Here is a 25,518-nt window from a genome sequence, read left to right as displayed (position 1 = left end):
GAACCCCGGCGCCCGCTCCGCGGCCGCTCTGGTTGCGCGCGTCAGCGATCCCTGGCGGGATTTCCGGCGCGCGCAACTAGGCCAAGAGGCCGGGCAACACCCCCGTGCAGTAGGCGGGGTTGCCGAACGTCGACACGTCCACGCCCATCGCGTTGCACAGCGCGACGAGCAGGTTGTTGTGGGGATCGCCGGCATAGCGCAAAAATCTTCCCGTCCTGAGCGCCCCGCCGGCGCCCCCCGCGATCACGTACGGCATGTCGCGCCGCGAGTGGCTCTGCCCCTCCGAGATGTCCGTGCACCACAGGACGAGCGTGTTGTCGAGGAGCGTGCCCGTGCCCTCCTGGACGGCGTCGAGCCTCTCGAGCAGGTACGCGAGCTGCTCCGCCTGCCAGCGCCCGATGTCGACGAGCTGCTGCTGCTTTTCCGCGTCGCCGATGTTCGAGTGCGAGAGCGCGTGGTGCGTCTCCGACTGGCCGAGCCACGTGAACACCTTGCCCGCCTGGGTCGCGCTCCACTGGATGGACGCGACCCGCGTGAGATCGCACGCGAGCGCCATCGCGAGCAGGTCGGTCTGCAGCCTCCCGATCGCGGGGAAATTGTCGTTCGCGTAGACGTCCAGCGGCTCGCCCAGCGCCGGCAAGGCGCACGCGCCGCCGAGGAGCGCCGGCACGTCGAGCCGCTGCTCGATGTCGTTCAGCGCGTCGAGGTGCTGCTCCAGCTTCCGCCGGTCCTCGCCCCCCAGCTCGCGCGCGAGGGCGCCGTAGTCCTCCATGACGCCGCCGAGCACCCGGCGGCGCAGGACGCGCCGCCGCGCGAGCTCCGCCGGATCGGCGCTGAGGTCCAGGAACAGCCGGTCGAACGCCGCGCGCGGATCGTCCTCGGGCGGGACCGGCTGGCCCGGGCCGAGGTAGGAGAGGCGCGACGAGACGTTGGCGTACTGGACCTGGACGCCGAGCTCGAGCGACGAGAGCTTCGTGCGATCCCCGAGCCTCGCGGCGAGGAACTGGTCGACCGAGATGCCCCCGCCCCAGCCGACCCGCGCGGCCGGGTTGCAGGCGTACGGGAAGAGGGTCCCCTCCTGGAGCTCCGTGCCCGTGAGCGCCTGGCCGATGCCCTGCTGGTGAGAGTCGCCCGGCCCGTGGTAGGCGGACTCCATGTCGATGCCCTCGACGACGAGCAGCTTGTCCCGGTAGGGAGAGAGCGGCGCGAGGATCTCTCCGAGCTCGAACGACGTCTCGGTCCCGGTCGGCTGCCAGGCCTCCTTCACCGTGCCGAGGCCGGTGAAGAACACGACGAAGCGCTTCGGGAAATCGACGGCGCTCGCCGATCCGGCCATGGCGTCGAGGAAGGGGAGCGCGAGGGCGAGCCCGCCGGCCCCGCGCAGGAAGGCGCGGCGACCGAGGCGCCCCCTCGACGCCCGGCGCTGTGCGGCGCCGCTCACGGCGCACCCCCTGCGTCCCGCGCCGCGCGGCGGTAGCGGAACGCGTCCGTCTGGGTCAGCGCCACGAGCAGCGCCTTGATGTTGTACCCGCTCTCGGCGAACGCCGCCTGGATCTGGCGCATGCTGCACTCGTCCTCCGCCTGCTCGGCGCGGCCGTAGCCGAAGCGGAACCACTGCGTCGCGACGCACTGGCGCACATCGTCGCTCTCCGCGAGGCGGTGCGCGAGCTCCACCGCCCCATCGAAGGGCCCATCGACATCCCGGCTCGCCACGATCTCGCCGCTCGCGTCGACCGGGACGCCCTGGTCGACCTCGCGGTAGAGGCCGATCCCGTCGTAGCGCTCGAACCCGAAGCCGATCGGATCCATGAGCCGGTGGCAGCCAGCGCAGCCCGGGTCCTCCGCGTGCTGCTCGAACTGCCGGCGGGTCGGGATCCCTTCCCGCACCGGCGGCGGCTGGATGTCCACGTCGGGCGGCGGCGGCGGCAGGATCTGGCAGAGCAGCCGCTCCCGGACGAACTTGCCGCGGTGGACGGGCGAAGACTGATCCGGCTTCGCGAGCACCGCGAGCACGCTGGCGTGGGTGAGGAAGCCGGCGCGCTGCGCTGGGTCGAGCGGCACGACCGAGAGCTCGCCGGGCGCCCCCGCGCCGCCCGCCGCTCCCAGCCCGTAGAACGCGCGGAGCTCGGCGTTCATCAGCGAGTAGGGCGCCGTCAGCAGGGTCGCCACGTCGCCGGCGCCGTCCTCGAACACGACGTGATCGAGGAACGCCTCGGTCTCCGCCCGGAGGAGCGCCGGGAGCCCGGCGTGGAAGCCGGGGTAGACCGCCGGATCCTTGGTGAGGGTGTCGATGTTCGAGAGCTGCAGCCATTGCGCGTGGAAGTTCGCGACGGCGGCGCGGGCGCGCGGATCCTCGAGCATGCGGCGGGCCTGCGCGGCGATCTGCTCCGCGGAGCGGAGCTCCCCCGCGTCGGCCGCTGCGAACAGCGCGTCGTCGGGCATCGAGCTCCAGAGCAGGTACGAGAGCCGCGAGGCGATCTCGTGGTCCGAGAGCGCCACCACGCCCTCGCCGGCCGGATCCGGCATGCCGTGCTCGACGCGGTAAAGGAAGTGCGGCGACTGGAGCAGCGCCTGGATCACGAGCTCGACGCCGGTCGAGAAGCCGTGCTCGTCGTTCCCGAAGGCGAAGAGCCGCGCGAGCCGCTCGCTCTCCGCGGGCGCGAGGGGCCGGCGGAACGCGCGCTTGCCGAGGCGCTCGATGAGCTCCGCGGCGCACGCGTCGGGCCCCTGCACCGCCGGGTCGCACCCCGGAAGGAGCTTCCCGAGATCCTTCGCGGCCCGCGCCGCGATCGCCTCGGAGGCCTTCATGAGCTGCTCGGCGAGGAGCTGCGTGACCCCGAGCGCCGCCGCCTGGTTGTTGAACCCGAGCGCCTCCTCCTCGACCACGAAGGCGTCGGCCGGCGCGCTGTCGTCGCCGAGGAGATCGCGGATCGTGTTATTGTACTCGAAGCGCGTCATCCGCCGGAGCGGCGACACGCCCGGCCGGATCTCCGCGCAGCGCGGCGCCTCGCCTTCCGCTCCCCCCGCTCCCCCCGCGGCCCCGCCGCCGCGCCCGCCGGAGCAGGCGGCGGCCGTCGCCACGACGATCGCAAGCCCGAGAGAGCCGCCGGGGCCGCGCGCCGCGCGGCGGTGCCGTCCTCTTGACCGATCCATCTGCCCTCTCCCCTGGGGGACGCGCTGGCCTGCGATGCGGTGCGTTGCGGCGCTGCGCTTCGAGCAACGACATGTCTCACGTCGCGGGGGCCCGTCAAGGCGCCAAGGAAGACGAGGCTCGGTGAGCCCCGCGAGTCCGATTGCAGCGGAGTCTCGTAGCTACACTGCGCGTCATCAGAAATGTCGCTCAGCCCCCTCGAAAGACGCTGGATCCAGCCGCGACATCGCTTGTAGGCTCGCGCGCGTGCAAGCTTCGTTTGATGCCGCTGCCGGCAAAAGGCCCGCGCGGAAGCCGACCAGGTTCACAACGCTGTCCCTCTCTTTGAGCCTCTGCGGGAGGATCCTCCTCGGGCTCTCCGCCGCGACGGTCACGACGTTCGCGCTCTCGCCCATCGCGCTCGCCGCCCCCAAGGGGTCGAAGTCGATCGCGATCCACATCGAGGGGCCGAACGCGGACGATATCCGCGAAGACATCGTGTCCCTCGTCCCGGAGACGCTGAAGGTCGTGGACGACGACGCCTTCTCGAAGTCGCTGCGCAGCGCCGGCCAGACCAAGCCGGTGGGCGACGCGCTGGTGATGAAGGCCCAGCGGAAGAAGGCCATCGACCGCATCCGCAAGGCGGGCAAGGCCGCGAAGGCCGAGGGTGTGATCTATGGCGTCTCGCGGACGAACAAGAAGAAGAAGAAAGAGGTCTACCTCGTCTACGTCGACGAGAACGCCGGCGACCTCGCGGTGGACAGCGCGGTGCCGCTGGGCGGCTCGCGGGACGACCGCAAGAAGGCGCTGGAAGAGCTGCTCGGCCCGACGCTCTCGCAGATCGCGCCGGCGGCCGCCGCGGCCGACGAGGACCAGCCGAAGGACGGCGGCGACGAGGGCGACGGCGAGAAGGACGGCGCCGGCGACGGCGACGGCGACGAGAAGAGCAGCGACGACGGCGACAAGGGCGGCGACGACGGCGACAAGGGCGGGAAGCGCAAGCCCCACGACCCCCGCTCGGCGCTCTTCTCGATCGAGGCCGGCGTCGAGTTTACCGGCCGCTGGTTCGACTACTCCGATCCGGTCACGCAGAACCTCCGGCCCTACGACGTCTTCGGTCAGCCCGCGCTGTCGATCTCCGGCGAGGTGTACCCGCTCGCGTCGACGGACATCCCGGTGCTCAAGGGCCTCGGCATCACCGCGGGGTTCATGATGGCGCCCGGCCTCAACTCGGCGGTGGGCGACGGCGACCCGATCGGCACGACCTACCAGCGCATCAACCTGGGGCTGCGGGAGCGGCTCTCGATCGGCGAGTCGTCCGTGCTCGGCATCTCCGCCGGGCTCCGGCTCCTGACCTTCGAGGTCGACGCGGCGGAGGCCCTGGCCAGTACGGTGCCGAACGTCTCCTACACGCTGATCCGGGCCGGCCTTGACGCGCGGGTGCCGGTCGGCCCGGTCGCGCTGGCGCTCGGCGCCGACTACCTCTTCCCGCTCTCGTCTGGCCCGGTCTACGATCGGTTCGCCGGGGCGAGCGTGCAGGGCATCGGCGCGATGGCCGGGGTGCTCGTGCCCGTCACGACCGGCGTCGAGGCGCGGCTCCTCGTCGAGTACGCGCGGTTCTTCTCGTCGTTCGAGCCCGCGATCGGCGACCGGTACGTCGCCGGCGGGGCGATCGACCAGTACCTTGGGGTGCGGCTCGCCGGAGCCTACGTTTACTGAGCGAGAGAGAGAGGTAGCACGTGACGTACATCGCTTTCCTTGGCGGGCGCACCGCGCTCGCCGCCGCCGTGTTGAGCGGCGCCGCGTTCATCATCAGCTGCGCGGGGACCCTCGAGGACAAGGACCAGTACCTCGCCGGCGGCGACGGGCCTGGCGGCGGAAACGGCCAGGGCACCGGCGCGACCACCGGCGGCGGCGGCGACCCCGCGACCACCAGCGGCGGCGGCGACCCTACGACCACCACCGGCGGCGACGCCGCGACCACCAGCGGCGGCGACGCCGCGACCACCAGCGCGAGCAGCGGCGGTGGGGCCGGATGCGCTGAAGCGCAGGCGCTGGTGATGGCGAAGTGCGCCACCGCGGGCTGCCACGATGGGCAAGCGAACCTTGGGGGCCTCGATCTGACGACGGGCTGGGAGACCAGGGTCGCAGGCCAGGCGTCCGATTGCGGCGGCGAAGCCACGGTGGTCGTGCCGGGCGACCCGGACGCCAGCTTGATGTACCTGAAGGTCACGGACGCCCCGCCGTGCGACAACCGGATGCCGCTCGGCCCGACGCTCAGCGCCGACGAGATGAAGTGTCTCTACGACTACATCGCGGCGCTCCCGCCCTGAGGTAGCGAAGGAGCGTCTGGCCGCGGCAGCGGCGCGGGCGGCGCGGTCGTCCCCTCGATGAGACCGCCTCGTTGGCGCCCCCGTGGCCAGACGCTACGCTCGCCGCGATGCTGCGCCGGCGCTCGTTCTGGATCGCCGCGGCCGCCGTCGCCTACACCGCCTTCGCTGCGCTCCGGGCGTCCGGCGGCCACGGGCCCGCGTGGCTCGCCCTGCTCGGGCTGCCGGTGTTGCTCGCGCTTGGCCTCCGCTGGATAGAGCGGCCGCCGCGGGGAGAGGACCGGATCGAGCCGGCGGCCCGCCGCGCGGCCGCCGTCTGCCTCACCGGCGCCGCGATGCTCGCCGCCGCGCGGAGCGGCCCCGCCGGGCTCGCGCTGATCGCGCTCGGCAACCTCGGCGCGGCGGCCGCGGCGATGGCCGCCCTGGTCGGGCTCGCGCGCATCGCGGGCCTCGGTGGTCTCCTCGAGCCTCCGCCGAGCACGCGGCGCCTCGACGCGGCGGCGTTCGCCTCGCTCTTCTGGACCGTGGCGATCGCCCTGCCCGCCGTCTCCGCGGTGGCGCCCGAGCGCGCGGCGGATCTCGATCCGCTGCTCGTCCACTACGCCACCTCCGCCGCGTCGCTCGGCTCGCTCACGGTGACGCTCGTGGCGATCGCGCGCGTCCGCATCGCGCGGCGGCTCGAGCTCGGCGTGGCCGACCGGGTCGAGGCCGCGCTGCTGCTCACGGCGACCGCGCTGGCGGTCGGCCTCGCGGCGGCCTTCGTCGGCGTCGCGCCCCCCGAGTCGATCCTGCCGGTCACGAGCGTCGTCGCGGCGGTCTGCGTCGCGCTCTGCACCGTGGCCGCGGACGCGGCGCAGGTCTCGCGCGCGCTCCGCGGCACGCTCGCCGTCGCGACGCTCGCGACCCCGCCGGCGCTGCTCGCGGTCTACGCCGTGCACCAGGCGCCGCGCGGCGATCTCGGGCTCCGCGGCGCGCCGCAGTCCTCCGTCGGCGTCGCCGTGTTCGGCGCGTGCGCGCTCTGCGCGCTCGCGGGGCTCGCGGCGCCGGTGCTCGCGCGCCGGTTCGCGCCGGAGGGGGCGCGCTGGCTCGGGGCCTTCGACGCCGCGACGCGCGCGGCGATGAACCCGGAGCCGGAGGCGGCGCTCGAGGCGGCGCTCTCCGCGCTGCGCGAGGCGTCGGACGCCGGCGTCGCCGGGCAGGCTCCGCCGGCGCTCTACCTGCTCTCGCCGCCCGAGCGGGTGACCGTCGATCGCGCCGGCTATGCGCACACCGAGCCGGCGGAGGTGCCGGCGCGCCTCATCGAGCTCGCCCAGATCGAGCCGGAGCGCGTCCTGCGCGTCGAGGCCGCCGAGGCCGTCGAGGTCCGGCGGCCGGAGGTGCGCCCGCTGCTCGCCTGGCTCGCGGAGCGCGACGTCGGCGTGGTCGCCCTTGTGAACGACGCGGAGGGCCCGATCGGGGCCCTCGCCATCCCGCGGGCCCGGCGCGCGTCGCCGATGACGCTGGAGGAGGTGAGCGGCCTGCGCGCGGTCGCCGACCGGCTCGGGGCGGTGATCGCGGTGTCGGCGATGCTGTCGGGGTCGCGCGGCCGCGAGGTCGCCGCCCGCCGCGAGGCGGAGGAGCGCGCGCGCGAGGTGAGCCGGCTCGAGCGCGCCGTGGCGCAGGGCGCGGGGCGGTTCCGCGCGATCGCGGCGCTGCTCGCGCGGCCGGCGCGGGCCGCCGCCTATAGCCCCGCCGCCCGCGCGGCGCTCGAGCAGCTGGAGCGGCTCGGCGTGGCCGGCGGCCCGGTCACGCTGCTGACGGCGCCCGGGATCGACGCGGTGGCGTGGGGCGCGGTCGTCCACCTGACCTCACCGCGCGCGGGCGGCCCGCTGGCGATCGTCGACGGCGCGGCGCCCGTCCCCGAGGGGTTCGCGCAGGCGTTCGCGCAGGCGCGGGGCGCTGCGCAGGCGCGCGACGAGGCGGCTGCGATCGAGGGCTCCGCGGAGACGCCGAGCGCGCTCGCGCTGTGGCGCGATCCGGACAGCTCGCCCATCGAGGCGGCGCGCGGGGGCACGCTGCTCGTGCTCGACGCCCAGGCCTTGCCGTCCGAGGTGCAGAGCTACCTCGGCGCGGCGCTGCCGGACGACGTGGGGCTCGTCGTGGCGGTGCCGCAGACCGTGGACGCGCTCGCGGCGACCGGTCAGCTGAGCGAGCGGCTCGCGGACCGGCTCGGCGACCGGGCCGTCGCGCTGCCCTCGCTGTCGTCGCGCGCCGAGGATCTCCGTGCGCTCGCGCTGGATCACCTCGCGCGCATCGGCGTCCGCCTGCGGGGCCGGCCGTTCGGCCTGGATCTGCGCGCGCTGCAGGCGGTGCTCGACCACCCGTGGCCCGGCAACGACGCCGAGATGGGCGCGGTCCTGCTCCGCGCGGCGCTCGTGGCCAAGGGCGACGTCATCGGCGAGAAGGATCTCGCGGCGATCGGCTTCGCCCCGCCGCCCGAGCCCGCCAGCGGGGCGGACAGCGCCCGCGGCGAGGCGCGCCGCGCCCGACGGCGGCGCGCGGACCCGAGGGGGTAGGCTACGCCTCGGCCCGGGCCCGCCGCGCTGCCCTGGGTGGCACGCCGGGGCGGATCTGCGCGGGCTGCAGCATGTTCTTCCGGAGGAAGTGATCGAACATGTGCTGGCAGCTGGGACAGGGGTCCACGGGATCGCCGGCGTCGAAGTACCTGGACGCCGCTGCCTGGATCGCGATCCCGGCGTCGGGGATCTCGCGCAGCGCCCGTCGCGTCCCTGCTTCGTCGAGGGTGCCGGGCCGGAGCGCATGCTGCCGCTCCCATGAAGCGAGGTAATCGCTGAGCGCCGCGGGCGCCGAGCACCGCCCTGGCTCCAGGGGAACGCGCGCCGGCTCTCCCCTGGAGAGCGCGTCGATCCATCCGCGGTACCACGCGGTGAAGCTGTCGTGGGTCGGGACGACGCCGAGGCCTGCCGCGCGCAGATCCGCCCAGACGCTGCCGGCGCGCGGGCCGCGGATCACGAGCACGGAGAAGTAGCCGCAGCCCATGTGCGCGAGCGCCACGGTCCCGCGGACGACCTCGTCGGACTGGAGCACGGCGCGCTGGGGTGCGGTCAGCGTCCGTGGATCGGGCCGGTAGGGCCTCGTGTGGGGGAACTCGCCGGTCAGGCTCTCGATCTGTCCAGGTCCGTCGAGCGGCAGGAGCCCGTGGTACGGGCCGGCGCCGGAGCTGCCGACGCGGGTCAGGAAGGCGGCGTAGTCGGCGGGGATGCGGGCGCCGCGCGACGCCTCGATGCGCTCGATGTCTCGCCGGGTGAGCGGCGGGTGGAGCCGGTATCCGTGCGCGCGGGCGCCGAAGCGGTTCAGCCACGGATCGTGATCGCGGTGGAGGTGCTCGAGCGCCTCGGCGGCGCCCGCGACGAAGCCCTCGACGACCGCGACGGGGGCGGGATGGTGGAGCCCCTCGGCGCGCAGGCGATCGAGCGACCGCGCGGCGGCGGCGCTCTCCGGGTGCGCCCTGGCGTAGGCCGCGAGCCTGTCGTACGCGGAGGCGTCGCCGTCGCGCGCGGCGCGGTGGTAGGCGTGGATCGGGAAGGCGTTCGGGTGCGCCGGCTGCGCCTCGAGGACGGCCTCGAGGTGGCGCAGGCCCTCGTCGGTGCGGCCGGCCTCGCAGAGCATGGCGCCGAGGTCGCAGCGGGCCGAGACGTCCTGGGGATCGAGGCGAGCGGCGGCCTCGAACGCGTCGCGGGCGGCGTCGATCTCGCCGCGCTCGCGGAGCGCGTAGGCCAGGCTCACGGCGGTCGCGAACGTCGGATCGAGCTCGAACGCCCGGCGGGCGAGCTGCACGGCGTCGTCGAGGCGGCCGAGCTTGCGGAGGATCATCCCGGAGACCCAGGCGACCTGCGGGTGGTCCGGGTGGCTCGCGCGGAGCGCGTCGAGCACGGGCAGCGTCTTTTCCAGGGCGCCGCGGGCCTTCGTGTCGGGGGGCTCGTCCGGGTAGCGGCCAAGGAGCTTCACGAGGCGGTAGACCGCGGCGTCGACCTCCATGCGCGCCACGTTCTTCGGGGTGAGCTCGGGGGCTCCCTGTCGCGGCGTGGGTTTCTGCTTGCGCCGCCCGGTCCTGGACATGGCGGGACGGTAGCCTGCCCCCGCGGGCGCACCAAGGAGCGGCGGAGGCCCGCAGGGATCGCGCGCCGCCGGGGAGATCGGCCGTTGATGCCTCCGGGATCGCGGTCCGCTCGGGCGAGCTCTCGCGGATCCCGGAGCGGGCCGCCGGCGGGGGCGCCCGCCGGCATGCACCGCCGCGTGGGGGGACGCCCGCCGGCGTGCACCGCCGCGTGGGGGGACGCCCGCCGGCGTGCACCGCCGCGTGGGGGGACGCCCGCCGGCGTGCACCGCCGCGTGGGGGGACCGCCGCGGGCGGCGTCGAGGAACCGCCGGCGGGTTGCGGTCGGCACACCCGTCGCCGAGCATGCCCGCATGGCGCGAACGGCCCCGTTTCCGAATGCGGCGGTGATCCCCGGCATGAACCCCGGCGTCTTCATCCTTGGCGGCGGCGGGGGCGGCGGAGGCGGTAACGGTCGCGGCGGAAACGGCCGCGGAGACGGCCAGGGCGGCGACGGGAAGAACGGCGGCAACGGCGCGCGTGGCGGCGGCAAGGACGCTGGCAGCTGCGGGCCGGGCAGAGCGGCGGCGGCTGCCCCAACCCCACGCATGGCAGCGGCGGCGGCACGCACGCGGGCGATCCGGTCGACCCGATCACCGGGCGCGTCTACACAGTGGCGGTCGTCGACCTCGCGCTGCCCGGCCCGATCCCCCTCGTGATCAAGCGCAGCTACAGCTCCGCGCTCGTCGAGGAAGACTGCGGCCTCGGCTTCGGCTGGACGCACTCGCTCGCGTGGCAGGTCGAGGAGCGGCGCCGCGGCCTGCGGGTGCTGGAGCCGCACGCGGCGGCGACGGAGTTGCCGCGGAGGCTCGATCAGGGCGAGTCGGCGCGGCTGCCGTGCGGGATGCTGACGCGGTATCCCTGGGGCTACGCGCTCGCGGCCGAGGGGCTTTCGTACCTGTTCGCGGAGCCGCGCGGCAGCCGCTGGCTGCTGAGCCGGATCGTCGATGCCCATGACAACGCCATCGCCCTCGCCTACGAGGACGGCCGCCTCGTGCAGGTCATCGACAGCGTGGGCCGTGTGGTGCGCGTGCGGCGGCACGGCGACGGGCACATCGCCGCCGTCGAGGTGAAGAACGCCTTCGCACACGGTCGATGGGAGACGCGGCGGCGGTACGCGTTCGACGCGCGCGGCGACCTCGTCGCGGCCGAGGAAGCCGCGGGGCACGCGCACCGCTTCGCGTACGACAAGGACCATCGCCTGGTGCGGCGAGAGGAGCCCGGCGGGCTCGTGGCGGAGTTTCGCTACAAGGACAGCCGCTGCATCGAGGCGTGGTGTCACCGCGAGGGCAACGACGCGCTCGACGACGGCGTGCCGGGGACCTTGAGCGACGGTTCGCCGGCGAAGGGATTCCTGCACGTCAAGGTCGACCATCATGACGGCGTGCTCACGGAGGTGATCACCTCGCGCGCCATCCGGCGGGTCGACGGCAACGCGTTCGGCAGGCTCGACAGGATGGTCTGGGGCGCCGGCGGCGTTCACACCTTCCGGTACAACGACGACACCGCCGCGCTGCGCGAGCACCGGGACGCGCTCGGGTAGGTCTTCCGCTGAGAGCGCGACGCCGAGGGGCGGCTCCTGGCCGAGGTCGATCCAGCGGCGAACAGGACCGCCTACGAGCACGACGCGCGCGGGCTCGTCTCGGCCATGACCGACGCGCTCGGCGGCACCGCGCGCTACGCGCGCGGCGATGTGGTGGCCGTCTATGACGACATGGGGTTCGTCGTCGGATTCGCCTACGACGCGCGCGGCCTGCTGGCCGGCGCGACCCTGCCGAACGGCGGTGAGACGCGCATGGAGTACGACGCGCTCGCTAACCGCATCCGCGTCGTCGAGCCCGACGGCGCCGAGCGGCGCATCCGCTACGACTTCCTCGGCCGGGTGATGGGTTTCGTGGACGAGCGCGGGCACGAGACCCGCTTCGCGTACGACGCCTGCGGCAGGCTCGCGGCCGTGTTCGGGCCGAGCGGCGCGGTGACACGCTACGACTTCGACGCCGACGGCAACGTGGCGAGGATCAGCGACGCCGATGGGCGCACGACCACGCTGCGCTGGGGCGGCTTCCACGTCGTCACCGAGCTCGAGCGGCCCGACGGGAGCAAGGTGCGGTACCGCTACGACCGCGAGCAGGACCTTTCGCGCATCGTCAACGAGGCCGGCGAGGAGCACAGGTTCGAGCGCGACGCCGAGGGGCGCATCACCGGCGAGCGGACCTTCGACGGGCGGGAGATCCGGTACAAGCTCGACCTGCTGGGCAGGATCGTCCGGGGGCAGTGTGGCTCCGAGAGCGTCGACCTCGAGGTCGATCCGCTCGGAAGGCTCGTGAAGCGGAGCACCTCCGACGGGCGCGCGGACGTGTTCGAGTACGATCCGCTCGGCCGGATCGAGCGCGCGGTCAGCGGCGACATCGAGTGCGAGTACACCTACGACCGGCGGGGGCGGGTGACGACCGAGGTGACGCGGCGGGGCGCCGAGGTGCTCGCGGCGTTCGCGTGGACCTACGATGCCATGGGCAAGGCCACCTCCGTGCGCGGGCCGGACGGCGAGATGAGCGTGCAGCGCGACGTCAGGGGGCGGCCCGTCGCCGTGCAGATCGGCGGTGAGAGCGCGCCGCTGCGCCTCGCCTACGACGCGCGCGGGTTCGAGGTCGAGCGGCTCTTGCCAGGCGGTGGCGCCATTGCGACCGAGGTCAACGCGGAGGGGTGGATGGAGCGGCAGCGCGTGCTCGGCAGACCCACCGCGCCGCGCATCGGGCCGGGAGAGCCCGCGTGGGTGGGGCCGCTGCCGTCGCGCGAGACGTGGCGAAGGACGTACGCTTGGTCCCCTGCGGGGCTGCTACGCACCGACGAGGACCTCGGCGGCACGGTGGGAGAGCTGCTCCGCGATGCGAACGGTCGCGTCGTCGAGCGGCGCAAGGCGGGCAAGGCGGCGGAGCGGTTCCGCTTCACCGTGGCAGGGGAGATGGAGAGGGAGGGCGAGCAGCGGACGTACACGCCTGGGGGGCGGTTGACGGCGCGCACGACGGGACAAGAGACCGTGCGTTACGACTACAGCGAGCGTGGCGATGTGGTGCGGAAACGCGTGAGCGAGCTGGACGGCCAAGGCGACGTCCGACGCGAGCTCGTATGGACGTACGACTGGAGCGGCGACGGGCGGCTCATGGCAGCGCGAACCCCGGAAGGGAGAACGATCTCGTTCGCTTATGACGCCTTCGGCCGCAGGATCGAGAAGCGCGTTGCGCGGCTCGGGCAGGTCGAGAGCGTGACGCGGTATGCCTTTCGCGGCGACGTGAGGGTCCACGAGCGCACAGAGCGAGCGCGGGACGGGGAGGCGCCCGTCGTGGACGAGCGGAGCTACGTCACGCTGCCGGAGAGCGTGCTGCCGCTAGCGCAGCGGGAGGGCGCCGGGGGGGCGTTCGGGTACTTCGTCCATGGGGTGAACGGGTTTCCGGAGGCGCTGTTCGGTGGGGATGGGCACGTGGTCGGAGATCTACAGGCCACGATGTACGGGCATGCGCCGGCGGAACAGGCCGCGCTGACGCCGCTGCGGCTGCCGGGGCAGTACGCCGACGAGGAGACCGGGCTCCATTGCAACGGGCACAGGTACTACGACCCGGCGACGGGAGTGTATCTCAGCCCGGAGCCGCTCGGGATCGAGGGGAGCCTCAAGCCGTACGCGTATGTCGACGATCACCCGATGGATTGGGTGGATGTCGACGGGCTCCTTCGCTGCGTGATCACCCGCCGCAACGGCACACAGGTCGTGCGGAGCAGCGGAGGCAGCGAGGAATCAATCCACCCCGCGGTCGCAGCGGCCTTGCCCCGGACGAACGCTCGACAACCAGGCGATCCAAGACCGCCGGAAGGCTGCGCCGAACCGCAAGCCCTCTCCGACCACATCAGGGACTGGGAACGCCGGACCGGCCGCTCATGCGCCCCTGGAGATCGCAACTGGCAAAGGAATCTCAAGAGCGCGCTCGGCGAGGTCGACACCATCCGCTCGGAAACCGGATCGAACGACGCTGTGCCGGCGTGCCCGAACTGCTCTCAGCTCATTCCGCGACTCTGGACGATGGCTGGACGACCACCGCCGAGCGGACGCGTGATCGGTGGAGGCACAAACCCGAGCCAGGGCTATGCATCCCATCCGACCAGCCACCTCAGCCGGCCAAACGCGCACGGTGCCATGAATCTGGGAACCTGGAACGTAGACAACGGCCAGTTTTCGAGGCGACGAGGACCTCCCGCAAGGCGTTCCTCCGTGGCTTCGACACCATCAAGCTGCCGGCGAGCCTCGCGCTGCGGCTCGACCGCCGCGACGAACACACCGAGCTGCGCATCGACGGCGTCCGCGTCACAGAGCGCCCGGTCGGGCGGGGTAGCCGGGTGTCGTTCGATCGGAGCTTCACCAGGGCGTACATCGCAGAAATCGTATTCGACCACCGCCTCGCCAAGCTCCGCGCCGAGGGGTTCGCCGCTGGCGGCCAAGCCGCCACGAGCGCGCCCCCCGACGAAGATATGCTCGCCGCAGCTCACCAGATCGGCGCACAGCTCGAGCGACGCGGCGATCCGATAGGAACGCTGATCGCATTCCAGGTCGAGCAGTTGCGTCACGATGGAGACGACGCACGCGCCCTGGTGCACGAGCTCCTCGACTCGACGAAGGAGATGACCTTCGGCCCGATCCCTGAGTTCGGCGAGCCATGTGCGTGCATCGACGACGGCCAAGGTGGCCTCCTCGGCTGGGTCCATGACGAGGACGCTGCCACCCTCGATGAGGAGCTCCGACCGGAGCTCGATCTCATCGGCCGCGACGCACTCGGCTTCTCACCGGATGCCCCCGACGTCTCGCTCGGCGTTGTCGGCCTGCACCGCTTGCGTCGACTTCTGGCAAGCCCTGCCGGGCGCTCACTCCGGTCTCTTCGCCTCATGACCTTCGGCGCGCTCGGCCCCTTCCTCGATCTGCTCAACGCGCACGGGCGCGCGTCGCTCGTCGCTCGCGGGTCCGGTCCAGCCATCGGCGCCGCGCTGCCCGGCCTCCTGGGGCTGGGCGCGCCGGAGCGGACCCTCGCGACGTTGCTCTCTCAGCCCGCGCCGACGCTGCGCTACCTGACGGTATTTCGCGGAGACGACGACGTGCGAGGAGCCCTCGCGCCGCTCGGCCCCGGGAAGCTCCCGGCGCTCCAACACCTCGGGCTCTGGTATCGCCCCACGCGCCCCGAAGGGCTCCGTGTGCTCGCAGCACACCCCCTCGTCCAACGACTTCAGTCGCTCGAGATCTGGTCGACGGATGACGCCAGGAAGCTTCCGTTCGAGGAGCTCCTCGCACTGCGCCCGGCCCTCTCTCACCTCGCACGGCTCCTCCTCGGAGGACACCTCGTCCCTTCTCAAATCCGGGAACGGTTCGCCAGTTGGCCCGCCGTCGAATTTGTGAGTCACGACCGCCGTGAGGTGATCGCGCTCGACATCGCCACCCTGGGCTGGGCGCGGGCGCTCCGGTGATTCCATGCCGGGCTCTTCAGAGGTGAAAGCGCACGCGCCTCACGCCGGCCCCGCACGGTGCCCTTACCCGGGCGCCCGGCGAGAGAGCGCGATGGGTCGCGAGGCCGGTCAGTAGAAGCGGTAACCGAGGCTCGCCGGCGCCGCGAACACCCAGCCGTCGAGGCCCTTCATGATCGTCGGCGAGACGCTCAGCAGGAGCGCGCCCGACGTCCAGCCCGCGCTCGGAAGGTCCGCGAGCACCAGGGACACGTCGACGCTCCCGCCGAACGCGAGCGTCTCAACGAGCGCGCTCTCGGGGAGGCTGCCCTCGCGCGCGTTCACCGCGACCTCGCTCCGACCGTAGTTGAGATGGACCACCTCGGAGGGGATCTCCCCCTTGATCCCGGTGACCTTCGCCTGCTGCGCCACCGGGCCCACGAGCCCCGAAAGGCCGAGCCAGAGACGCCCGAGGCGCATCGAGACGGAGGGGCCGCCGACAGCGAGATAGCCGCCGCCGAACCGGTAGCCGCCCAGCACACGCGCGCCAAGGTGCAGATCCTCGGAGAGCGCAACCCCGATGAACGCCTCCCCGCCGGCAAACGGCCCGATCGCCGGACCGAAGCTGGCATGGCAGACCTCATCGTCGCAGGGCGCGATGAGCTCCCCCTCCGGGATGTTGTAGCTGTACGAGTACGCGCTCAGATCGCCGAAGCTGCCGGAGTCCATCAGGCCGATCAACGCGCCGCCGGCCACCCCGGCCTGGATCACGAAGCTCCCTGTGTGCCTCGGCGAGGATCCGGAGCTCGGCTCCTGCTCCTCGGCTGCAGGAGGTGCCGCAGGCGGCGCATCGGTCTCCGGCCCCGCAGCAGCCTTCCCCGGCCCCGCAGCGCCCTTCCCTGGCCCAGCTGCGCCCTTCCCTGGCGCCGCAGCAACCGCGCCCTTCTCAGGCGCCGCGGCGCCCCTCCCGGCCCCCGCGGCGCCCTTCCCCGGCGCCGCGGCGCCCTTCCCCGGCTCCGCTGCGCCGTCCCCGGACCCCGCGCTCCCCTTCTCCGGCGCCGCCGGCGCGGGCGCTTCCGCCGCGGGCGCAGGCTGCGCAGCGGCCGAGGCGTCCTTGGCGAGCGCCGGCACCGCCACGGTCTTTCGCTCGCCCCGCTTGATCGAGACCGACTTCTCCCACGGCTTTCTGCCAGGGGCGCTCGCGCTCACCTTGTGCTGGCCAGGATCGATCGGCCTCGCCTGACCCCAGAGCGCGCCGTCGACCGGCGCCCCATCCAGCATCACCTCGAGCCCCTCGATCGCGGCCGCCCGTGGCACGCTCAGCGTCAGCCGGGGGAGCGACAGCTCCAGCTTCGCTCCCCTCGCCTTCGCGTCGGCCTCCAGGCGCTTGTTGCCCTCCTTGCGGGCCGCTGCGCCGAGATCGATGTACTCGGACCACGCCGTCGCGACCTTGCCCTGCTTCTCGTGGCACATCGCCAGCGCAAGGAGCGTCGCCGACCTCGGGCTCAGCCTGTAGCTCTCCTCGAGCTTCGGGCAGGCCTCCGCGACCTTGCCCTTCTTCATCAGGCTCTTGCCCTCGTCGAGCAGCGCCTCCGCCTGCGCGAACGCGACGCCCGGGCTCACCGCGAGCGCGAGCGCGAACGCGACGCCGGCAAGGCGCGCGCAGGAGCGCCCGGCGCGCGGCAACGCATCGAGACAGGAGCCGCGGCGCCGCGCGCGCCAGAGGGAAGCAAGCAACTTGTCGGAAGTCTCAGCGTCTTGCCGGTTCAAACGGTTCGTCGCTCCCAGGGCCATGCGCGTGAGGTGATGTCGAAGGCGCGGGCGCGAGGACGGCGCGCCTCTCCAAGGAGGACGGAGCGTACCACGCCCCGTTTGAGCCGAGCAAAGCCGCGCGCGGTGCGTCGCGATGACAGGACGGGCGCGTGGCGGCGCGGGTCAGCCGGCCGCAGAGCGCTCGTCGAGCAGCTTGATGCCGGCGGCGACCTCGCTGGCGAACGACTCGGCGAGCGCCCGGGCCTGGCCGAACCGCGGCGGGACCTCCCGGGCGGCGCGGGCGAGCGCCGCGACGGCGAGGTCGTGGGGCTGGCGCACGAGGACGCGGTACGCGAGGCTCCGGCCAGGAGGCGTGGCGACGACCGCGAGCGTCGAGGCCGACCACGCGAACGGCGGGTCCTTCCGCGCGGCGGTCGCGAGATCCGTGAGCGGCGTGCGCGTCATCCAGAGGGAGAGCGCCTCGGCGAAGTCCGGCGGGGCGAGCCCCGGGACGCCGTGGCCCATGTCCGCGAGGCCGACGCGCCGGGTCTCGACCTGGACGCCGCGCAGCTGCCGCCACCGGAGCAGCCGCGGGGGCGGGCGCTGGCCGCGGAAGCTCGCGCGGCCCGTCCACCAGGCGACGAGCGCGTCCGTGCGAAAGCAGTCGAGCACCCGCGCGAACGTCGCGTGCCGCGAGAGCGCGGACCCGACGTCCGCCGGCGCGGGCACGAGCTCGCAGAGGTCGCGCACGCTCGCGAGAAGGCGGGGATAGCGGCTGCGCGTGAGCACGCCGGCGAGTTCGTGGTTCGTGAGCTGGAGCAGGTCGTTCAGCGCGGCGAGGAGCGCCCACTCGGCCGCGCCGAGCTCCGGGAGCACGTCGATCGGGGCGATGAGGCGGGCGACGCGGACGCGGACCAGATCGATGCGCGAGCCGAGGTCACGATCGATCGCCGGCGCGCCGTCGCCGAGGAGGAGCGCGAGCCGGACGCCGAAGGGGCGCACCGGGCGCAGCGGGCCGCCGAGGACGAGCGGGGCGAGCACGTTCGCCTGGAGCTCGGAGAGCCGCTCGGCGATCGCTTCAGGCTGGGTCATTGGGGCGTCCGGCCAGGGCCGGGCGGCAGCGCCCTCGGCTCGGGCAGCGCCTCGGACGGGGCGAGGTCGCGCAGCGGCCGGATGCCGACGCCGCCGAGCACGACCTCGGGCAGCTCGGTGGCCAGCGCCGCCGTGAGGCCCGCGGACGACACGGTCACCGCCGACCATTGCTGGGCCTCGAGCAGCGCCGTCTCGAGGGGGACGAACGCCTCCTCCGGCACGCCGATCGCCCCCCCGTCGCGCCCGATGAACAGCGCCTGCCCGGCGGGGGCGCCCAGCGCGCGGAACAGCACGCCGGGCGCGACCGCAGGGACCGCGTCGTACCCGGCAGGGATGTAGAGGCCCGGATGGACCTCCCGGAAGAACTCGCCGACCGGGATCCCCTCGATGCCTGTGGGGTGCCGGAGGAACGCGCCTGCCGCGGTGAAGGCGATGCGGGCGCGGCGCAGGGTCTCGGGGCCGAGCGCGTAGGCGACGTGCCGCAGGAGCGGCATCTCCTGCGGCCGGATCCACGACGCCGTGACCGACCGCCACGGCTCGGAGCTCGGGACGAGGCGGAGCGAGAGCACGACCGACGCGGGGCGCTGCGCGTCGCCCTCCGTCACCTTCGCCGCGACGGGCTCGCGGCCGAGCTCCACCCGGGCGAACGCCGCGACGTCGCCCATCGCCGGAAGCTTCGCGATCTCCAGCGCCTCGCGGCCCCCGCCCCGGAAGAGCACGAGGCCCGCCTCGCCGAACACCGGGCAGGCGCGGAGGTTGACCGGGTGGCGGAACCCCACCTCCACCGCCGCGCCCGGCGCGACCGGGACGAAATACCCGAGCCCCGGCGTGCTCGTGAGCAGCGGGACCATCCGGGCAGGGATGGCCGGCACGCGGAAGAGGTACCGGAGCACCGGGGCGTCGTCGAAGCTCGACTCCGGCGGCCACTCGCACAGGCCGACCTCGGCCTCGACGCTGCTCCGGGAGAAGTAGCGGATCAGCGCCGGGCCGAGCCCCGACTCCGCGAGCAGCCAGCGCGGGCCCGGGTCCTTCCCGGCGGACGGATCGAGGTGCGGCTCGAGCCGGAGCAGCAGCGTGCGCACGTCGACGCGCCGCTCGACCTCGTACGTCTGCGAGAAGGCGTTGTGGTAGAGCGAGAGCGCCGCGTCGCTGGGCAGGATCTGCGGGACGTCGTACCCGAACGGCGCGGCCGCGTCGCGGTACTGGACGAAGTGCCGGCTCGTGCCGGTGAAGCTGTAGCCGCCCGCGAGCCGCGCGATCTCGGCAACACGGTCGAGCCGATCGCTGCTCTCGGCCGCGAACAGGAGGGTGACCTCCCGCGCTCCCAGCTTCGAGCGCACGATCTCGACGACGAGCGAGCGGAGGATGTCCGCGAGCGAGCCCTGCCGCGTGTAGAGCGCCAGGAAGGCGACGAGCCGATCGATCGACGGCAGGAGGACGAGCCCCTTGGCGCCGAGCGCGACCCCCTTGGCGTCGAGCCCGAGGCCGGGCGTGCGCAGCCGGGTCTGGTGAACGGCGACGCGATCGAGCATCGAAATGGCTCCCGCCGCTCGAACGTAACGTAACGGTGAACGTAACGTTGAAGGAGCAGCGGAGCCGACGACCGTAGGAGGAGCCGCCGGATCCGTCAAGAGAGGCCCGCCGCGCGCGCTCCACGACGTCTCCGGCCGGATCGCCGCGTCCGCGGCGCTGCCGGGTTCCCGTGACCGCGACACTGGAACTGCCATGAGCGACGGCGTAGTCTCCTTCGCGAATGCGCCCTGTCGGAACACCGCAGGCCCACGCGGCCCGGCGCCATGAGATCGCCTCTCCGCTGCGCCGGACTCCGCCCGGCGCCCATCCCTCGGACCACGTCGGCTAGCGCATGAGCTCCGCGCGCATCGAGTCCGCACGGCCGCTCGTCGCAGGCCGGTTCCACATCGAGCACGAGGTCGGGCGCGGCGGGATCGGCACCGTGCACCGCGCCTTCGACGTGCAGACAGAGCGGTACGTCGCGCTGAAGATCATCACGGCGGTCGGCGTCGACGCCGAGGGCCAGGCCCGGCTCTCCCGCGAGGGGCAGATCCTCTCCGAGCTCGATCACCCGGGGATCGTGAGGGTCGTTGCGTTCGGGACGCTCGAGGCGAGCGCGGTCGACGCGGAGGGGCGGCGGATCGAGGAGGGCGCGACCTTCATCGCGATGGAGTGGCTCGACGGCGAGGACCTGGCGGCGCGCCAGAAGCGCTCCCCGCTCTCGCTGCGCGAGGGGATCGAGGTCGGGCGGCAGGTCGCGAGCGCGCTCGCGGCCGCGCACGCCGCGGGCGTCGTCCACCGCGACATCAAGCCGTCCAACATCCTCCTCCTGCGCGGCTCGCCGGACGCCCCGCTCCGCACCAAGCTCGTGGACTTCGGCGTCGCGGCGTCGAAGGAGCTCGTGCTCACGACGGACGCGGGCGGCCTCGTCGGCACGCCGGCGTACATCTCGCCGGAGCAGGCGCGCGGCGACGCGACGGTGGACGCGCGCAGCGACCTCTACTCGCTCGGCGCGACGCTGTTCGAGCTGGTCGCCGGCCGACCCCCGCACATGGGGCCGACCTCGATCGCGACCCTCGTCCGCCTGGCGACCACGCCCGCGCCGCGCCTCTCGGAGTTCCTGCTCGACGTGGTCCCGGCGCTCGACGACCTGATCCACGCGCTCCTGCTCGCCGACCGGGAGCTCCGGCCGAGCTCGGCGCGCGAGGTGGCGGACAGGCTCGCGGCGCTCGCCGACGAGCCGTACCTGCCCACCCCGTCGCCGCTGCGCGTGAGCGACAACCCGCCGGGCGCGATGGGGACGCGCCTCGTGACCACGATCGTGGCGCTGCACGTGGCCACCGGCGAGGAGCGCCAGCGGGAGCTCGAGGCGCTGCGCCGCCGCGGGGCCGACGCGCTGCCGCTCGGCACGGACTCGATCGCCGCCCACCTCGGCGTGCGGCAGGCCCACGGCGACGAGGCGTCCCGCGCCCTCGAGCTCGGGCTCGCGCTCGGCGGCCGCGGCGGCCGCGTCGGCGTCGCCTCCGGCCGCATGCGCGTCGACAGGACGCGCGCGGCCGGCGAGGTCGTCGACCGCGCGGTCGCGCTCGCGCGCGAGGCGGGCCTCGGCAGGGTCCTCGCCGACGCCACCACGGTGGAGCTGTCCCGCGGGCGCTTCATGGGCGAGCCCCTGGAGAGCGGCGCCGTGCGGGTGCTCGCGCGCGCGCCGAAGCGGCCCGACGCGCAGACGCCGTTCGTGGGGCGGGACGCCGAGCTCATCACGACCGTCGCGGCGTTCGAGCGCTGCGTGGAGGACGGGACGCCGGTCGTGATGAGCATCTCGGGGCCGCCGGGGATCGGCAAGAGCCGGCTCGCGCGCGAGTTCGTCGCCCGCATCGTGGATCGACCGGATCCGCCGCGGCTCATCCAGCTGCGCTGCGAGTCGTTCGGCCGCGCGCAGGCGCTCGGCGTCGCCACGGACGCGCTGCGGGTCCTCATGGGCCTGCCGAAGGGCGCGTCGCTGGAGCAGGCCGAGGACGCGGTGCGCGCGCGGCGGCCGCTCCACGGCGACGGCGGGCTCCTCGCGCGCCTGCTGGCGAACCAGCCGTTCCCCGACGGCGTCGACCTGCGCGGCGCGCGCGACGCGCTCTACCTCTCGATGACCGACATCGCCGTCGACGCGGCGTCGAGCGAGCCGTGCGCGCTGCTCGTCGAGGACGCGCAGTGGGCCGACCCGGAGAGCGTCGCGTGGCTCGATCACCTCCTCGGGCGGGCGACCGGGAGGGCGCTGTTCATCCTGCTCATGGTGCGCCCCGCGTTCTGGCGCGACCAGGGCCAGCGCTTCGCCGGCCGCGACCACGTGCGCGTGGAGCTGCGCCCCATCGCGCGCCGGGCCACGCGCGAGATCGCGCGGGCGGTCTTCAGCGCAGCCGCGGCCACGCGGCCGTTCGAGGAGGCCACGCTCGACCGCGTCGCGCAGCAGGCGGCCGGCTCGCCGCTCTTCGCCGAGGAGCTCGCGCGGGTCATCGCTTCAGGCAAGGACGCCGCCACGGCGCCGACCATCGAGGCGGCCATCCAGGTGAGCCTCGACGCGCTCGACGAGCCCACCCGGGAGGCGGTGGTGCGCATGAGCGTCTTCGGCCTGTCGGTGTGGGACGTGGGCCTCGCCGAGGTCGGGGTGGCAGAGCCCGCAACGGCGCTGAAGAAGCTCATCGCCGCGGAGCTCCTCGTCGCGCAGCCCGCGTCGCGCTTCCCGGCCGCGCGCGAGTTCCTGTTCAAGCACGCGCTCGTCCGCGACGTCGCGTACGCCTCCGTGGGCGACGAGCTCCGCAAGAGGCTGCACGCCGCCGCGGCGCGCTGGCTCGATCGGCTCGGCGAGGACAGCGCGACGGTGGCGCAGCACTTCGACCTCGGCGGCGAGCACGAGGAGGCCGCGATCCGCTGGGAGGCCGCCGCGCGGCGCGCCCTGGCGACGAACTCGCTCCGCGACGCGGTCACCATGGCCGATCGCGCGCTCGTGTTCTCCCCCGACAAGCCGACGGCGTTCGCGCGCGCGGTCCTCCTCGAGGAGGCGTACTCGCGGCTCGACGCGCGCTCGCCCGAGCGCGACTCGGCGATCCGGGCGATGTGGGAGAACGTCTTCGACGAGGCGAGCGAGCTGCGCACGCTGACGGCCCGCGCGCGCTACGACCACGCGTGCGGCTCGGGGATCGACCTGGAGGAGCGGCTGACGGCGCTGCGCGACCGCGCCCGGTCGATCGATCTCGTCGAGGAGGAGGCGCAGTGCTCGGCGACGCTGGCGCAGGTCCACGCGTTCGCCGGGCAGCTGGCGATGGCCGAGCAGGAGGCCGCGCACCTGCTCGACCTCGCGGCGCGGCGGAACCTCGTCTGGGCGGCGGTCGACGCCTGGCAGACGCGCGCGGTCGCCCACCAGACCCGCGGCGAGCCGGCCGCCGCGCTGGGGGCGCGCCGGAACGCGGCGCGGGCCGCGCGCCGCGCCGGGCTGCAGGAGCGCGAGGCGATGCTGACGATGAACGTCGGCTTCGCGCTGACGACCATCGGCGCCCGGGAAGAGGCGCTCCAGGAGATCGAGGGGGGCATCGCCAGGGCGCAGGCGATCGGCAGCTCCGGGGCGGCGCGGCACGGGCAGATGATCCTGCTCTGCTGGGCGGCGACGTTCGGCCCCGAGCCCCGGCTCGACGCCGTGCTCGCGGAGCCGCGCGCGAGCGCGGACGAGGCCGCGGGGAGCATGTGGGTCGTGCGCGACCGCGTGACGCTCGGCATCCTGTTCTACCGGGGCTGCGAGCTCTTGCGCCTCGAGTCGTCGGGCCTGGCGCGGGCGCGCTCGCTGCTGAAGAAGGCCACCGACGCGTACCGCGTCACGGACAACCGCGACGTCCTGCCCGTGGCGCTCGGGTTCTGCGCCGAGGCGGAGCGCCGCTTCGGCGACGCCGAGCAGGCCCGCGAGATCGCGCGGGAGGCGGCGGCCCTGGTCGAGGCGGGCGCGCCGAGCCTGCTCAACGAGGCGCCGATCTACCTCGCGCTCCACGACGCCTGCGTGGATATGGGCGATCTGGAGGGCGCGCGGGCCGCGATGGAGCGCGCGATGCCCCCGCTCCTGCGCCGGCTGAAGGGCCTCGAGGGGACGCCCTACGCCAGCTCGTTCCTGCTCAACCTGCCGCAGAACTCGGCGCTGCTCGCGGCCGCCGAGGCCTACGGCTGCGTGCCGCCGGAGCTCGAGGTGATGCTGAGCGGCCGGCCGTAACGCCCCGCGCGACGCTCCGACGCCCCCTCGCGCGGCCTCCGGCGGTTACGCCGAGCCCGCGGCGCTGCCGGTCACTTCCGAGGCGCGGTGCCGCCGCCTGCCTTGGGGGACGTCGACGGCACCGGGCGGAGGTTGATGGTCAGCACCTCGTCGCGCGTGAACACCACGAAGCGCGCCTCCGGGGTGTACCCGTCGGCGGCGACCCGGATGCGGTGCCCGGTGCCATCCCGGCTGAACCTCGCGAAGAACGGGTTGCTGGGGAGCTCCACGTCGTCGAGGTAGATCTTCGCGTCCAGCGGCGTGGCGATGATCCGGAGCTCGACGAGGTTGGCGACCGGGGGCGCGTAGGTCGGAGGAGAAGGGGTCGTGGCCTCGCCCCCCCTGGTCTCCGGAGGAACATCGCCCTCCGCCGGGGGCGTCGTGGGGCGGAGCGCGAGGACCGCCCACGCGCCGCCGATCAGCAGCACCGAGAGCACGGCGATCCCCGCGCTCCAGAGCGCCTTTCGCCGGGTCGACTTGGTGTTGGCGACCATGATCGTGGGGATCGTCTGGCGGTTCGAGATGCTGTCCTCGCGCGACGGGTCGTCGCCCAGCATCTGGTCCCCGACCGGCGCGGAGAACTGCTGCGACATCTGCGAGAGCGGCATGCGCTGAGACCACGGCACGGCGCCGCGCTCCTCGAGCACGGGCAGGATCTCGAACTCCTCCCCGCCCTCGGCCGCGCCGGCGTGGAGCCGCCCCAGCTGGTCGCTGATCGCGGACCTCACCTCGGCGCGGCGGTGCGCGAAGGTCTCACCGATGAGGCGACCGATCTCGGCCGAGGAGGGGCGGCGGCCCATCGTCGCCAGGTACGCCTCGACGTCGTCACGCATCTGGGCCGCCGTCGCGTACCGCTCCTCGGGCGCCATCGCGAGCGCGCGCGAGCAGATCCGCTCGAGGGCGTCAGGCGCCGCGGGCCACCGCTCGCGCAGCTTCGGGATCTCGCCGAACGTGAGCCGCTGGAGGATCTGCACGTCGGAGAGATCCCCCCAGAAGCGCTCGCCCACGACGAGCTCCCAGAAGATGAGGCCCATCGAGAAGATGTCCGCGCGGCGATCGACCATCGTCGCGAGGGCCTGCTCCGGCGCCATGTACCGGATCTTCCCCTTCACGACGCCGGTGCTGGTGTCCGCGTCCCGCGTCGCCCACTTCGCGATGCCGAAGTCGACAACCTTCGCCTGCCCGTCGTAGGTGACGAAGATGTTGTGCGGGCTGATGTCGCGGTGGACCACATGGAGCGGCTGACCGTTGAAATCCATGAGGTCGTGCGCGTAGTGGAGCCCGGCGAGCGCGTCGGCGAGGATCGCCAGGTAGACCGCGCGGTGACGCGACGGGTCGATCTTCCTGCAGATCCGATCGAGCGAGTGCCCTTCCAGGTACTCCATCACGATGTAGTACTGTTCGTCGATCTGGCCGCACTCGTACGTCTGCACGACGTTCGGGTGGTTCAGCCGCGCGGCGAGCCTCGCCTCGTCGAGGAACATCGCGTTGACCTCGGGCTCGGTCGCGATCCCCGGCTTGAGCCGCTTGATCACGACCAGCTTCTCGAACCCGAGCGGGCCGCGATGCGCAGCGAGGAAGACCTCGGCCATCCCTCCCTGCCCAAGCTTTGCGATCAGCCTGTATCTCCCGAAGCCTCTCGCGGACTGCACGGGGAGCCGGACGATCATCGATGACGAGGTCACAGCACCTGATCGTTCGTAAGGATTGCTGACTCGTCAAGCAGACTCATGGAGATGTGCATCCCTCCGGCACAGCGGAGCCCCGGGGCGAGGAGCGCGCGCGC

Annotated in this window: 14 protein-coding genes; 7 read left to right on the top strand and 7 right to left on the bottom strand. The window is 73.7% G+C overall.

What is annotated here, in order from left to right; translation table 11 throughout:
* Nucleotides 1-76: 76 nt before the first annotated feature.
* Together WMF39_RS16280 and WMF39_RS16275 are read right to left on the bottom strand one after the other, a co-directional pair.
* Nucleotides 77-1,441, bottom strand: a complete 1,365-nt coding sequence (locus tag WMF39_RS16280) for a DUF1552 domain-containing protein (RefSeq protein ID WP_437746412.1) — start codon at nucleotides 1,439-1,441, stop codon at nucleotides 77-79.
* A complete protein-coding gene (locus WMF39_RS16275) occupies nucleotides 1,438-3,153 on the bottom strand; it encodes a DUF1592 domain-containing protein (RefSeq protein ID WP_437746411.1) in 1,716 nt (571 codons plus the stop codon). Before WMF39_RS16275 ends, WMF39_RS16280 begins: the two co-directional genes overlap by 4 nt.
* A gap of 322 nt (nucleotides 3,154-3,475) precedes the next feature.
* Here WMF39_RS16275 and WMF39_RS16270 point away from each other — a divergent pair, with 322 nt between their 5' ends.
* The 3 genes from WMF39_RS16270 to WMF39_RS16260 all read left to right on the top strand — a co-directional run bounded on the left by WMF39_RS16270 (nucleotide 3,476) and on the right by WMF39_RS16260 (nucleotide 8,015).
* Nucleotides 3,476-4,849 (top strand): hypothetical protein, encoded by a 1,374-nt coding sequence (locus WMF39_RS16270; protein ID WP_437746410.1) that lies wholly within the window; start codon nucleotides 3,476-3,478, stop codon nucleotides 4,847-4,849.
* Nucleotides 4,850-4,869: 20 nt separating this feature from the next.
* Complete coding sequence (locus WMF39_RS16265) at nucleotides 4,870-5,463, top strand: hypothetical protein (protein WP_437746409.1); 594 nt, start codon at nucleotides 4,870-4,872, stop codon at nucleotides 5,461-5,463.
* A gap of 107 nt (nucleotides 5,464-5,570) precedes the next feature.
* A complete protein-coding gene (locus tag WMF39_RS16260) occupies nucleotides 5,571-8,015 on the top strand; it encodes a hypothetical protein (protein ID WP_437746408.1) in 2,445 nt (814 codons plus the stop codon).
* Between the two features lies 1 nt (nucleotide 8,016).
* Here WMF39_RS16260 and WMF39_RS16255 read toward each other — a convergent pair whose 3' ends face one another.
* A complete protein-coding gene (locus tag WMF39_RS16255; protein ID WP_437746407.1) occupies nucleotides 8,017-9,579 on the bottom strand; it encodes a tetratricopeptide repeat protein in 1,563 nt (520 codons plus the stop codon).
* 542 nt (nucleotides 9,580-10,121) lie between these two features.
* Between WMF39_RS16255 and WMF39_RS16250 the strand changes: the two genes are divergently transcribed.
* From WMF39_RS16250 to WMF39_RS16240, 3 genes are all read left to right on the top strand, one after another.
* Nucleotides 10,122-11,159 carry a DUF6531 domain-containing protein gene (locus tag WMF39_RS16250; RefSeq protein ID WP_437747987.1) on the top strand — a complete coding sequence of 346 codons (1,038 nt, stop codon included), beginning with the start codon at nucleotides 10,122-10,124 and terminating at the stop codon, nucleotides 11,157-11,159.
* A gap of 105 nt (nucleotides 11,160-11,264) precedes the next feature.
* Complete coding sequence (locus WMF39_RS16245) at nucleotides 11,265-14,192, top strand: RHS repeat-associated core domain-containing protein (protein ID WP_437746406.1); 2,928 nt, start codon at nucleotides 11,265-11,267, stop codon at nucleotides 14,190-14,192.
* Entirely contained in the window at nucleotides 14,135-15,118 is a 984-nt protein-coding gene (locus WMF39_RS16240; protein ID WP_437746405.1) for a hypothetical protein, read from the top strand. Before WMF39_RS16245 ends, WMF39_RS16240 begins: the two co-directional genes overlap by 58 nt.
* A 108-nt stretch (nucleotides 15,119-15,226) precedes the next feature.
* On the opposite strand, the gene WMF39_RS16235 is transcribed toward WMF39_RS16240, so the two are convergent.
* The 3 genes from WMF39_RS16235 to WMF39_RS16225 form a co-directional block, all read right to left on the bottom strand.
* On the bottom strand, nucleotides 15,227-16,831 hold the full coding sequence (locus WMF39_RS16235; RefSeq protein ID WP_437746404.1) for a tetratricopeptide repeat protein: 1,605 nt from the start codon (nucleotides 16,829-16,831) through the stop codon (nucleotides 15,227-15,229).
* A gap of 198 nt (nucleotides 16,832-17,029) precedes the next feature.
* Entirely contained in the window at nucleotides 17,030-17,938 is a 909-nt protein-coding gene (locus WMF39_RS16230; protein ID WP_437746403.1) for a hypothetical protein, read from the bottom strand.
* On the bottom strand, nucleotides 17,935-19,470 hold the full coding sequence (locus tag WMF39_RS16225; protein ID WP_437746402.1) for a hypothetical protein: 1,536 nt from the start codon (nucleotides 19,468-19,470) through the stop codon (nucleotides 17,935-17,937). The genes WMF39_RS16230 and WMF39_RS16225 overlap by 4 nt, the downstream gene beginning before the upstream one ends.
* A 332-nt stretch (nucleotides 19,471-19,802) precedes the next feature.
* Between WMF39_RS16225 and WMF39_RS16220 the strand changes: the two genes are divergently transcribed.
* On the top strand, nucleotides 19,803-23,693 hold the full coding sequence (locus WMF39_RS16220) for a serine/threonine-protein kinase (protein ID WP_437746401.1): 3,891 nt from the start codon (nucleotides 19,803-19,805) through the stop codon (nucleotides 23,691-23,693).
* A 71-nt stretch (nucleotides 23,694-23,764) separates the two neighbouring features.
* Here the strand turns inward: WMF39_RS16220 and WMF39_RS16215 are convergent, their stop codons facing one another.
* Nucleotides 23,765-25,402, bottom strand: a complete 1,638-nt coding sequence (locus tag WMF39_RS16215) for a protein kinase domain-containing protein (RefSeq protein WP_437747986.1) — start codon at nucleotides 25,400-25,402, stop codon at nucleotides 23,765-23,767.
* Nucleotides 25,403-25,518 lie beyond the last annotated feature (116 nt).

The organism is Sorangium sp. So ce1504 (assembly GCF_051521635.1).
Taxonomy (GTDB): Bacteria; Myxococcota_A; Polyangia; order Polyangiales; family Polyangiaceae; genus Sorangium; species Sorangium cellulosum_B.
This window is presented reverse-complemented; position numbering and strand designations above follow the sequence as displayed.